Source organism: Granulicella sp. L46 (genome assembly GCF_009765785.1).
Taxonomy (GTDB): Bacteria; Acidobacteriota; Terriglobia; order Terriglobales; family Acidobacteriaceae; genus Granulicella.
In genome coordinates this window covers 182,778-194,952 of record NZ_LMUT01000007.1, presented here as the reverse complement: position 1 = coordinate 194,952, position 12,175 = coordinate 182,778, and the positions used below count along the sequence as shown (strand labels likewise).

7 protein-coding genes are annotated in these 12,175 nt (G+C 59.6%); 2 read left to right on the top strand and 5 right to left on the bottom strand.

Annotated elements, in window-relative coordinates; genetic code table 11:
* Nucleotides 1-19: 19 nt before the first annotated feature.
* Nucleotides 20-706: a Crp/Fnr family transcriptional regulator gene (locus tag GSQ80_RS05945; protein ID WP_158786727.1), complete on the bottom strand. Its 687-nt coding sequence runs from the start codon at nt 704-706 to the stop codon at nt 20-22.
* 208 nt (nt 707-914) lie between these two features.
* Here GSQ80_RS05945 and GSQ80_RS05940 point away from each other — a divergent pair, with 208 nt between their 5' ends.
* Nucleotides 915-2,267, top strand: coding sequence for a sigma-54 dependent transcriptional regulator (locus GSQ80_RS05940; RefSeq protein WP_158786726.1), 1,353 nt, complete (start codon nt 915-917; stop codon nt 2,265-2,267).
* Nucleotides 2,268-2,496: 229 nt separating this feature from the next.
* Here the strand turns inward: GSQ80_RS05940 and GSQ80_RS05935 are convergent, their stop codons facing one another.
* The 4 genes from GSQ80_RS05935 to GSQ80_RS05920 form a co-directional block, all read right to left on the bottom strand.
* Nucleotides 2,497-2,904, bottom strand: a complete 408-nt coding sequence (locus GSQ80_RS05935; protein WP_256369875.1) for a response regulator — start codon at nt 2,902-2,904, stop codon at nt 2,497-2,499.
* 44 nt (nt 2,905-2,948) lie between these two features.
* Entirely contained in the window at nt 2,949-4,577 is a 1,629-nt protein-coding gene (locus tag GSQ80_RS05930) for a PAS domain-containing sensor histidine kinase (protein ID WP_158786724.1), read from the bottom strand.
* A gap of 234 nt (nt 4,578-4,811) precedes the next feature.
* Nucleotides 4,812-7,637 carry a UPF0182 family protein gene (locus GSQ80_RS05925; protein WP_254059465.1) on the bottom strand — a complete coding sequence of 942 codons (2,826 nt, stop codon included), beginning with the start codon at nt 7,635-7,637 and terminating at the stop codon, nt 4,812-4,814.
* Between the two features lie 59 nt (nt 7,638-7,696).
* Nucleotides 7,697-8,017, bottom strand: coding sequence for a hypothetical protein (locus tag GSQ80_RS05920; RefSeq protein ID WP_158786723.1), 321 nt, complete (start codon nt 8,015-8,017; stop codon nt 7,697-7,699).
* Between the two features lie 188 nt (nt 8,018-8,205).
* Here GSQ80_RS05920 and GSQ80_RS05915 point away from each other — a divergent pair, with 188 nt between their 5' ends.
* Nucleotides 8,206-12,018, top strand: coding sequence for an alpha-amylase family glycosyl hydrolase (locus GSQ80_RS05915; RefSeq protein ID WP_158786722.1), 3,813 nt, complete (start codon nt 8,206-8,208; stop codon nt 12,016-12,018).
* The last annotated feature ends 157 nt before the right edge of the window (nt 12,019-12,175 follow it).

The window sequence follows — 12,175 nt, the reverse complement described above, 5'->3', positions numbered from 1 at the left end:
CGCGCGGTGATAGATACCCTTAGCAGGCACAAAGCCGTTCGAGTGCTTTCGGCTGAAGGACGGTCAAAACAACGCCGTGCGTCGAAATAATCTTATCTTTGCGAAAGCGTCCGAGGGTTCTTGTGACGGTCTCGCGAGTGGTAGCCGTCATAGATGCGACCTCTTCATGCGTCAGAGACATCGTAATCAGCGAATTGGAACGGCTCCTCGCATCGTCTGCCCAGTCCAGAATCAGGCGGGCGACCCGTCCTGCCGGTGACGCGGGAAGCGCAATCAGCCGTGCTTCGTCGAACGCTGCGCGATAGTCCTCTGCGAGCGCATTGGCGGCTCCCAAGCTGGCATCGCCGTACTTCTGCAACATTGTCGTAAGGTGCCTCAGATGAAGGACTCGAACGCGGCATGGCTCAAGAGCCTCAGCCGTCACTTCATACTCGCCCTTCGTCAAAGCTGCGCTCATGCCCAATACGTCGCCGGCGTCAGCGATCCGCAAGATCATGGTCTTCCCGTCCCTGGAGGTCGCCGAAACCTTGGCCTTGCCCGAGCACATAACGAAGACTGCATTGCTGCGATCTCCCTCGCGAAAGAGAGTCGAGCCACGGGAGTAGTCGGTTGTTAGCGAGTTCGATTCGAGGAAGGCGCGAGACTCTGGACCGAGCTTGCAGAATGCGTGTTTTCCAGCTTCAGGACAATTCAGGCACTTGGTCATTTAGAACTCTCCGTTGTGATGTCTGACCTGAACTAAAGCAATCCCGCTGCCAAACTTGATTTCGTGTGATTTGAGACACATACACCTGTTCAGGGTAGGATCTCGCCCTGGCAACTGAGTGTTGACACCCACCAGCTGCGCCAAATGACCCAACTAGCCATCCAGACGGGGGGGGGATAGGATTTAGGTTGTTTACGTTTGCTCATTCATGGCCGAAGCTCTTTCTATTGTGATCATCGACGACAACCCTGGCAGTTTGGAGCTGCTGTCGGTGGCTTTGGCGCACTCTGAGGCTGCGGTTTATACGGCGGCGAACCCGGTGGAGGGGTTGGAACTGGTCAGAAAGCATCGTCCGCGGCTGGTGGTGACCGACCTCGTGATGCCCGAAATGAGCGGGCTGGAGGTGCTGAAAGAGGTTGTTAGCTTTGACTCATCCATCGACGTCATCCTGATGACGGCGCATTACACGCCGGAGACCGCAGTCGCGGCGATTCGCCAGGGAGCGGCGGATTATCTGCAAAAGCCGGTAAAGATTGGCCTGCTTCGGGAGCGAGTTGCGTCCCTGATCGAGTCGGCCAACCTTCGCAAGCGGGTGCACGCGTCGTCCGGCGCCGGAGCTCAGGATCTTGAGTTTGAAGGCCTGCAGGCTAAGAGCGATCCGATGTGGAATCTGTTTGCGATGATTCAGCGAGTCGCTCCGCACTATCGGTCGGTACTCATCCAAGGCCCCACTGGCGCCGGGAAAGACCTGATCGCGACGGCACTCCATCGTAGAAGCCACGTATTGGGGAAGTTTGTGGTGCTCAACTGTTCCGCAGTCGTAGAAACGCTGTTTGAAAGCGAGCTGTTCGGGCATGTTCGAGGTGCGTTTACGGGTGCCGATCGCGATAAGACTGGACTATTTGAGCTTGCCACCGGGGGTACGCTGTTTTTGGACGAGATTGGGGACATGCCGCTCGCGACACAGGCAAAGCTTCTCCGAGCTATTCAAAACCAGGAGATATTGCCGGTTGGCTCGCTAAACCCCCACAAAGTAAATGTACGGATCGTCGCCGCAACCCATCGTGATTTGCGGGCGGCCATTGCCTCCGGGAATTTTCGTGAGGATCTTTACTATCGGCTCTCGATGGTGGAGCTTACTGTGCCTCCGCTGAAGGATCGGCCAGAGGATATACCGCTGCTGGCGCGCCATTTCGTTCGCAAGTTCAGCGGCGAGTTCTCGAAGCCCATTGAGGGTCTCACTCAGCGAGCCCTGCTGGTCCTACAGCGCTACGGCTGGCCGGGTAATGTGCGGGAGCTTGAACACGTCATTGGCCGCGCCTGCATGCTTTCAGACGGCACTATGGTGGATATCGACAATCTGCCGGAAAGCCTCATTCATACAGAGGCAAGGCTGAACAGCAGCGAAGAGAGCTCGTCGCTGCTGGAGGACCAGGAACGGCAGTTGATTACAGATACTTTGCGAGCGGTAAAGGGAAATCAGTCGGAGGCGGCGCGGCGGCTGGGGATTGGGCGGGATGCGTTGCGATACAAGATCAAGCGGTATGAGCTGCCTGGGTAGGTGGGTGGGCTGTGGGTTGGGCCGTTGATCCCCTTTGGTATAGGTCGGGCCTTCAGCCCTTGGGTTGGTGGCTGGGCCTAACCTAGGGCTTCGCCCTAGGCTGTGATGGGCCGGGCCGTTGGCCCTATTCATGTGCTGGCTCAGGGGGGCGGGTGCGGAATGCAGGGATCTCTCCACTGCGCTCCGCTCCGGTCGAGATGACGCAGTTTCGATTGGTGGATGGGGGTGGTTACAGCAGGTCCGTCACGCATTCCCGTAGGCGGGTTGGGCTGATGGGTTTCACGAGGCAATGCGTGAATCCAGCCTGGGTCATCTGTTCTAGGGAGACCTCTGGAAGTGCAGCGGCTAGGGCGATGATGGGAATACTGGCGAAGGCAGCGATCTTGCGTAAGGCGATTGCCGTTGAGTATCCGTTCAATTTTGGCATCTGCAGATCGAGAATGACCATATGGGGCGCGAAGTTCGGAGCTTTGTCTACAGCTTGCGCGCCGTCCTCGGCCTCCATCACCACGTAGCCCTGTCGTTCAAGGATGGTCCGCAGTAATTCCCTGCTGCTCATGGCGTCGTCTGCAATGAGGATCCTTCTCGCCGAGGGTCGCTCAGCACCCGTCGAGCGATCTGGGGATGGGGATGTCACACCTGTAGCTTAGAGAGGCCCAGGGACAAACCTTGTGATTTAGATCACGTCTGGTTGTGTGGCAGGGTGAAATGGAACTTGCTTCCTTTTCCGAGTTCGCTTTCGACCCAGATTGTTCCTTTTTGCATCTCCACCAATTGCTTGCAGATCGCCAGCCCCAGGCCTGTTCCTTCACGCACACCGACGGGGGTCAAACCTACCTGGTAGAACTTCTCGAAGATTTGTGTACGCTCTTCCGGAGCGATGCCGAGACCGGTATCAGAGACCGTAATTCGAACGTTGTTGCCTTCGACGGCGGCCTCGACATGGACTTCGCCGCCGGGCTGCGTGAATTTCGCTCCATTGCTGAGCAGGTTGTAGAGGATCTGGCGCAGCCTCATGGGATCTGCCAGGACGTTGAAGTCGATTTCACTTCCCATGCGAATGGATACTGATCGCGACTCCGCGTAGAGCCGGATGGCAGCAATCGATTCGGCGACGATCAAGATTAAACGTACCGGCTCCGTATGGAGTTGGAGGCCGCCAGCCTCGATGCGACTGAGGTCGAGAACGTCGTTGATCAGGCCGAGCAGGTGTTCGGAATCAACGTGAATATGCTCCATAAATCGCCTTTGCCTGGAGTTGAGCGGGCCCTCCCCCTCTTCCTGCATAAGCTCTGCGAAACCGATGATGGTGTGGAGCGGGGTGCGGAGCTCATGGCTGATGCTGGCCATAAACTCACTTTTGAGCTGGTTGAGGCGTTCCGCTTCCTTGTGCCTGGCCTGCAGCTCGGTCATGTAACTTTCCTGCAGGGATCGGACGCGTTGTTCGGTCAGCTTGCGGTCGGTTACGTCGCGAATGACAGCGGTGACGTGGACGCCGGCTTCCGTATTCATGGGGCTTAGGCTGATTTCAACAGGAAACTGGGTGCCGTCCTTGCGCTGCGCGAAGAGATCCAGACCTAAGCCCATGGGTCGGCTTTTGCCTGCGGTTGCAAGGGTTTTGCGGTGGGTGGGGTGGGCGGCGCGATTGGCTTCGGGGACCAGCTGATCGACGTTTAGGCCGATCAACTCTTCGCGGGTGTAGCAGAACATTTTTTCGGCGGTGCAATTGGCGATGACGATGGCGCCGGCCTGGTCGACCTGGAGGATGGCGTCCGGAGCGTTTTCGATGAGCTCGCGGAATTTGCGTTCGGCGAGCATTTCGGCGCGGGCGTTGGCCTGCTGCTCGGCTAGGCGGATCCGGCTATCTTCGAGGGCGCTGGCGGCTTCGGTTCGTTCGGTGATATCGCGGGCGATCTTGGCGATGCCGATGATGGTGCCGTTGGAATCGACGATGGGGGAGAGGCTGAGGGCGACCAGTATTTTCTTTCCATTCTTGTGCTTGCGGGACACCTCGGTGTGATCGACGCGACCGCCATGACGCAGGATTGCGAGAAACAGGTCGATGCGTTCCTCTTCGCCGGGCCAGGCTAGAAGAGAGACTGGCTGGCCGAGGGCTTCGTGGGGTTCGTAGCCGAAGATCCTGGTGGCGGCGGCATTCCAGCTGGTGATTACGCCGGAAAGCGCCATGCCGAGGATGGCGTCGTCGGAGGATTCGACGATTGCGGCGAGCCACCGCTCGACATTTACGGGATTCTCGCTATTGGGGAGAGGGGGAAAGATCTTATTTGGATCGGAGACGCCACTGCTCATTGAAGTTCACCGCGTCAGGTCTGACGGCTCATTTTATCCTTGGTCGCAGGGCGTTACTGTTCAATAGGAACCGCGAACACGTAAAACGGGCGTATAAAGCGCGACTTAGGTGGGTTTCGGGTCCCAAATCGACTGCTTTAGCCTGGTTTCGGGACGCATTTCGAGCGTATTTCGGGTGTCGGGTACCTATCGGCTAGATAGATGGGTCATATGGCGCAGGTGCGGCGATTATCGTTACTTCGAGTGAGCGTTTAGCTGGTCGAGGGTGTGTTTGAGGGCGTCGAGCTTCTGGCCGGCTTCGGCTAGTTTGCCAGCGGCGGTCAGGCGCTGGTAGTCGGCGAAGTCACGGCTGGCTTCGGCGATGAGGGATTGGGTGGTGGCGGCTGGTTGAGTGGGTTGGGGAGTGTTGGGTGAGTTGGGGGAGGGGGCGGCTGGCTGGGGAGCTTCGGAGGCGGTGAGGGAGGAGAGCTCGCCGCCGAAGAGAGAGGTGAGGGCGGACTGGAAGGTGGGTCCGTAGGCTAGCTTGTCCTGGAGAGCGAGGACGACCAGGCGGAGCTCGGGCATGGGGGATTGCTGGGCCTGGAGATAGATGGGCTCGGCGTAGAGGAGGGCCTTGCCGGTGGGGATGACGAGGAGGCTGCCGCGGAGGACGTGCGAGCCTTGCTGGTTCCAGAGAGTGAGCTGGCCGGAGAGCTGGGCGTTCTGATCGATGCGGGCTTCGATCTGTTGCGGACCGTCGACGAGGCGGGTCTTCGGGAAGTCGTAGACAACTGCGTTGCCGTAGTCGTCGCCATCGCAGCGGCCGGCGATCCAGCCGATGAGGTTGTTGCGGTTGGCGGGGGTGAAGGGGAGGATTTCGACGAACTCCTCTTTGGCTCCGCTGGGGAGCTTCATGAGGACGTAGTTGGGCTTCATGGGCATGACGGCTTGCTGGCCGTCGGCGTCGGTGCCGTTCTCGGTGGCTACGGTCCAGAGGTCTTCGCGGTTGAAGAAGACCTCGGGGTTGGTCATGTGGTAGAGGCCGTAGACTTCGGATTGGAGGGTGAAGATGTCTTCGGGATAGCGGACGTGGCGGCGGAGGTCGGCGGGCATGGTGGCGGCGTCCTGGAAGAGGCTGGGGAAGATGCCGCGGTAGGCCGTGAGGATGGGGTCGGAGGGGTCGAAGACGTAGAAGGTGGCGGCGCCGTTGTAGGCGTCGACGACGACTTTGACGCTGTTGCGGATGTAGTTTACGGGGTTGTCGCCGAGGTTGTAGTGGGTGGAGTAGGGGTAGGTGTCGGAGGTGGTGTAGGCGTCGAGGATCCAGGAGAGGCGGCCGTTGTCGCCGACGACCAGGTAGGGGTCGTGGTCGAAGGTTAGGAAGGGGGCCAGGGCTGCTACGCGGTCACGGATGTTGCGGCGCATGAGGAGGCGGCTGTCGGGGGTGACGTCGTCCGAGAAGGGGAGCTTGCCGATGTCGCCGCGATCGAAGGCGAGGAGGATGCGGCGGAGGAAGCCGCCGAGACGGATGCCGCCTGTGCCCTGGTAGGAGGTGAAGTTGTTGCCCTGGCCTTGGGGGTAGTCGAATTCTTGTTGGTGGGTGTTGACGTAGACGTCGGAGTTGGTGAGCTCGCCGAAGTAGATCTCGGGGCGGGTGACGGTGAGGTTGGGGCTGGTGCTTTGGACGGGCATGTTGCTTAGCAGGAAGAGCGGGAGGCCTTCGGTGGTGAAGCCGTTGACGGGATTCATGGTGACGCCGTAGCCGTGGGTGTAGGTGAGGCGCTCGTTGATCCAGTTGCGGCTGCTGATGGGGAGCTTGTCGATGTTGAGCTCGCGGGCGGCCAGCATGACCTGGCGGGTGGTTCCGTTGAGGTTGTAGCGGTCGATATCGATGTCAGGGAAATCGTAGTAGGTGCGGATTTCCTGGACCTGGCGGAGGGTGTCCTGGAGGGCGTGCCAATCCCATAGGCGGATGTTCTGGAGGGTGGGCTGATTGTTGGCGGCGTCGGCTGACTCGATGGTGGTTTCGGCGGGGAATTCTTGTTGGTGGAAGCGGTCCAGGCCGTAGGCCTGGCGGGTGGCCTGGATGTTGTTGGTGATGTAGGGGCCTTCGCGGACTAGCTCGTTTGGTTTCACGATGAAGTTAGAGACGTACCAGCCGATGAGGCCTAGCGCCACGTAGCAGATGGCTGCAGGCGCGATGGAGGCGGCGATTAGGCGGCCGCGCGGGATGCGGAGGGCGTTGATGGCGGCGATGATGGCGCTGGCGATCAAGGCTAAGGTGACTACGAGGAGGCCGCCGATGGTGATGTGGGCGTCGGTGTAGTTGAGGCCGTCGAAGATGGTGTGGTGGTCGAGGAGTAGCTCGTAGCGGCTGACGTAGACCATGCTGGCTACTACGAGGAGGAGGAAGGAGATGGCGATGGAGAGGCCGCGCCAGGGTGAGGATCCGAGGACGCCGGTGGTGCGCTTGTCGAGTGCGCGGGTGCTGCTGGTGATGACGAAGTAGACGGCGGCGGCGGCGCAGATGGCGAGGGCCAGGGTTAGGAGCCAGTCGTTGAGGAGGTTCCAGGCGGGGAGGGTGAAGAGGTAAAAGTTCAGGGGCTTGGCGAAGATGGGGTCGGCGACTGGACCCGTTGCGTGGGGGGCGTACCAGAAGAGGGCTAGCTGGGGCCAGTCGGACATGATGGAGGCGCCGGAGATGAGGGCGATGACGACGGAGACTACGAGGGAGAGGATGCGGAGGACGGGCTCGACGTTGAGGTTGAAGGTTTGGCCGGAGATGACGAGGGCCTGGGCTCGCGGGAGGTCGTTAGCATGCGCGCGGCGGAGAACGGTGAAGGCGGTGAAGAGTATTGCGAAGGTGAGGGCGGCGATGACGAGGAAGACGCCGGCCTGGAGGAGGAGCATCTTCCAGAAGACGCTGCCGAAGCCTAGCGAGCCAAACCACTGGAGGTCGACCCAGTAGGAAAGGATGGTGGTGGCGCTGAAGAAGAGGGCGAGGAGGATGAGGGCGGAGAGGATGAGGATGCGGTTGCGCCAGGCGGGTTTGGTTTGCTTCGAGTCGATCAGGTAAGCCACGTTTCCTCCTGCGGCGAGCGGATAGTTCAGGTGAAGAGAAACTGGCTTTTAGCTTCTAGCTAGGAACGGGCGCTCGCTGCGCGAGCGAGAAGCAGGTTCCTCGCTGCGCTCGGAATGACAGCCAGAAAAGCAAAGGCAAAGGCAGAAGCAGATCCCTGCGGGATGACAACCAGAAAAGCAAGAGCAACGGCAAGCGCAACGGCAAGAGCAACGGCAAGAGCAACGGCAAGAGCAACGGCAAGAGCAACGGCAAGAGCAACGGCAAGAGCAACGGCAAGAGCAACGGCAAGAGCAACGGCAGAGGCAAATACAGGGATCCTTCGCTTCGCTCCAGGATGACGGCGTAAAACAGGCAACGGCAAGACCAAGAGCAACGGCAACGGCAACGGCTAGAGCAACGGCAATGGCTAGAGCAACGGCAACGACAATGGCTAGAGCAACGGCCATCGCGATTGTACAGTTTTGGCGCGATTGACCGTGAAATGTTGAATTTGCTGGATGCTGCATCTTACGGGAAGGCACTATAGTTAGTCGCAGGCGAAGTTGCGCCGGAAAGTATTAGATACGCATGGAATTTCACATCTCACGATCGATCCGCGAACGGCTGGACTTGAAGGATGTTTTGTTTAGCTTCACGGGGAATGTTGTCTTTGCGAATGTTGCTGCTGCGCGGAAGCTTGCTCAGGATTTGAATGAGTTGCCGGGGGCTGAGGGGGAGACTCAGGAGCAGAAGGTTGCGGGGCAGGTGAATGCCGGCGCGCTGTTTGCGATGGGGATGATTGATGAGTTGAGCCATGCGCTGGTGGCGCGATATCGCAGGGAGCAGGACCCGGCGGTGATGTCGGCTGCGGTGAAGTGGCTGGGTGCGCAGGTGACGCCGGCGGAGAGTGAGCGGCTGCTGCTGCGATTCGTGGAGCAGTTCCCTACTGTCGATGTGTATCGCGGGGAGATGACGGCGGCGGAGTGGCTGAAGGGGACGACGGTTGGGCAGCCGAATCGCGAGATTGCGTTTGAGGAGATGCTGCTGCTTTGGATTGCGAATAGTAATCCGGCGTTTGCGCCGTTCAAGCGGCTGTTCGATGACAAGCTTCTGAAGCAGCAGACGGCGTATACGGGCGCGACGACGGGGCTGCCGGATTTTTTTGCGACGCGGCCGAAGATTGATAAGAGCCTAGGGACGTTGCTGGATGCGCTGCGGGCTCCGATGCTGGCTTCGCCGGATTCGCTGACGGGGCAACTGGATTTTATTAGCGAGAAGTGGTCGGAGTTTCTTGGCGAGGATTTGAAGAAGGTGCTGCTCGCGATCGACGTGCTGCGCGAGGAGGAGCTGGCGGTGTGGATGAGGTTTCATCCGCCCGGGCCGGACTGGCATCGGCATGGAGAGTATCGCGGGGGTGAGGGGTTCGTTGGGGATGAGTACATTGGGTTCGATTCGGAGTATGTGACTGGGCCGGATGGGGTGCGGCGGCTGCGGTATCCGGCGGGGTACCAGGCTCCGCTGACGGAGTATGAGGCGTTCAGCGCGGACCAAGCCTGGATGCCAACCGTCGTGCTGATGGCGAAGAGTACGTATGTTTGGCTGGAGCAGTTGTCGAAGAAATATCTGCGGCATATTCATCGGCTGGATCAGATTCCGGATGAAGAGCTTCGGCTGTTGGCGGATCGCGGGATTACCGGGCTGTGGCTGATTGGGTTGTGGGAGCGGAGTCGCGCGTCAAAGACGATTAAACGGTTGAGGGGAAATCGCGAGGCGGTGGCTTCGGCTTATTCGCTGAAGGATTATTCGATTGCGGAAGATCTGGGCGGCGAACAGGCTTACGAGAATTTGAAGTATCGCGCGGCTATGGCGGGGTTGAGGCTGGCTAGCGATATGGTGCCGAATCATATGGGGATCGATTCGGATTGGGTGATTGAGAGTCCCGATTGGTTTATCTATCGGTGGGAGAGCCCGTTCCCTGCTTATAGCTTTGAGGGGCCGGATCTTTCTACGGATAGCCGCGTGGAGATCAAGATTGAGGATCACTACTACGATCAGACGGATGCGGCGGTGGTGTTTCGGTTGAGGCATTATCGCGATGGGGCTACGCGGTATATGTATCACGGGAATGATGGGACTACGTTTGCGTGGAATGATACGGCGCAGTTGGATTACTCGAAGGATTATGTGCGCGAGCATGTGATCCAGGTGATTTTGAATGTGGCGCGGCGGTTTCCGATTATTCGATTTGACGCGGCCATGGTGCTGGCAAAGCGGCATGTGCAGAGGCTTTGGTTTCCGCTGCCGGGTGCGGGGGGATCGATTCCATCGCGGGCTGAGAATGCGATGTCGCAGGAGGCGTTCGATGCGCTGATGCCGCATGAGTTCTGGCGCGAGGTGGTGGATCGCGTGGCGGTGGAGGTTCCGGGAACGCTGCTGCTGGCCGAGGCTTTCTGGTTGCTGGAGGGGTACTTCGTGCGGACGCTGGGAATGCATCGCGTGTACAACTCCGCGTTCATGAACATGCTGCGCGATGAGGAGAATGCGAAGTATCGTTCGTATTTGAAGAAGACGGTGGAGTTCGATCCGGATATTTTGAAGCGGTACGTGAACTTCATGAGCAATCCGGATGAGCGGACGGCGATTGATCAGTTTGGGTGGGGCGATAAGTATTTTGGCGTGTCGGTGCTGCTTGCTACGCTGCCGGGGCTGCCGATGTTTGGGCATGGACAGATTGAGGGATATACCGAGCGGTATGGGATGGACTTCAAGCAGGCTCGGCTGGATGAGACGCCGAATGAGGGGCTGATTGCGCGGCATATGCAGTTGATTGCGCCGCTGCTGAAGAATCGGCGACTGTTCGCGGAGAGCACTGACTTTGTGATGTATGACTTCTGGACCGATGGCGGTGATGTGGATGAGAACGTGTTTGCGTACTCGAATATGTGCGGGGATCAGAGGGGGCTGATTCTCTATAACAATCGGTATGGATCGACGCATGGGACGATCAAGATGTCGGTGGGATATTTAGAGAAGCAGAGTGGGGCGCTGCGGCAGAAGAGTTTGTATGAGGGGCTGCGGCTGCCTTGGGAGGACGATGCGATTCTGGCTTATCGCGATACGGCGCAGGGGCTGGAGTATCTGCGACGGGCGCGGGATTTTCGCGATCATGGGCTGACCGTGGATCTGCGCGGGTATCAGCATTTGGTGCTGCTGGATTGGCGCGAGTTGAGACCTAGTGAGGCTTATCCGTGGGACCGGCTGTGCGATGCGCTGCATGGGTCGGGCGTGTATAGCGTGGATGAGGCGCTGTCGCAGCTACGGCTGCAGCCGTTGGTGGATGTGCTGCACCGGACGATCAGCGAAGAGACGATCCAGATGTTTGTGAAGGCGGCGTATGTGTCGCTTACACGGGAGCTGGAGGTTGAGGCGAAGGCCGGGAAACGGGCGCAGGCGGGGGCGGCGAAGGAGTTGGTCGCGAAGCCTGTGGTGCCGGCGGAAGACTCGGTGTTCGAGGATGGATTGAGTGAGTTTGTGGCTAGCGTGCATCGGTTCGCGGAGACTGCGTTGTACCTGGCGCAGTTGGGCGGAACGCAACTGGACGCTGCGGATGCGACGGCCTGGATCTCGGCTTCGACGAAGGGCGATGACGTTGCGGACGTGGTCGGCAAGAAGGCTGCCAAGGTTGCGGAGAAGGATGGCGCTGGCGGTGCGAAGGGCGAGGCGGCAGAGGGGGCGGAGGATCGCGCGGCGGTGATGAGTGCGGCGGCGGTGCGGCTGCCGTGGATCGTGCTGAAGTATCCGGAAGCACTGCAGGCGGCGGCGCGGTTTGTGCTGCCGAGCAACGATGTGCGGATTCCCGCGGCGCAGACGTGGGCTCCCGTGATGGCGTGGATTGCGCTGCGTGAGTTGCCGACTCCGGCGGCCGCGCTGGCACTGTACGACGGGCTGCGGCTGCGGCATGCGCTGGCTGAGGTGTTCTCTGCCGTGGGTGTGCACGGCGAGCAGGCGTGGCGAGCGGCGGCACAGGTGCGGGCGCTGCTGCTGATGAATCAGTTTGGGTCGTGCCCGGCTGCGGTGCGGTCGGCGGAGTTCTGGAACGATGCGGATGTGCGCTGGCTGACCGGGATTCATGGAGGGGTGGATGAGCCGGAGTACTTTACGCAGGAGGGCTTTGAGTCGTTTGTGTGCTGGCTGAAGCTGCCGGACCTGATTGCGATTGCGGAGGGTTCCGCGGTGCAGACTAAGGCCGCGCAGGATGTTACGGCGATTGCGGCGAACCTGGTGTATGCGGCGAAGGTTGCCGGGTATGAGGTGCATCGGTTTTTGGATGTGCTGCGGACTGGGGACTTGAAGACACGGCGGGAGCCTGAGATTGCCGATTTGAGTGTTGCCGGGGAGTAGGTAACTTAGGAAGGGCAAAAGCAGAAGCAGATTCCCAGAGGGAATGACAGAAAGAAAAGCAAAGGCAAAGGCTCAAAATACAGGGGTCTCTCCGCTGCGCCGCGCAAAAGCGCGCGGTTTCGGTCGAGATGACGGGCCTTGTTTAGGGTGCGAGAAT

Excerpts from the sequence above, each read along its gene's own strand:
- GSQ80_RS05945 (WP_158786727.1), bottom strand. The coding sequence starts at position 706 with ATGACCAAGTGCCTGAATTGTCCTGAAGCTGGAAAACACGCATTCTGC.
- GSQ80_RS05940 (WP_158786726.1), top strand. The coding sequence starts at position 915 with ATGGCCGAAGCTCTTTCTATTGTGATCATCGACGACAACCCTGGCAGT.
- GSQ80_RS05930 (WP_158786724.1), bottom strand. The coding sequence starts at position 4,577 with ATGAGCAGTGGCGTCTCCGATCCAAATAAGATCTTTCCCCCTCTCCCC.
- GSQ80_RS05915 (WP_158786722.1), top strand. The coding sequence starts at position 8,206 with ATGGAATTTCACATCTCACGATCGATCCGCGAACGGCTGGACTTGAAG.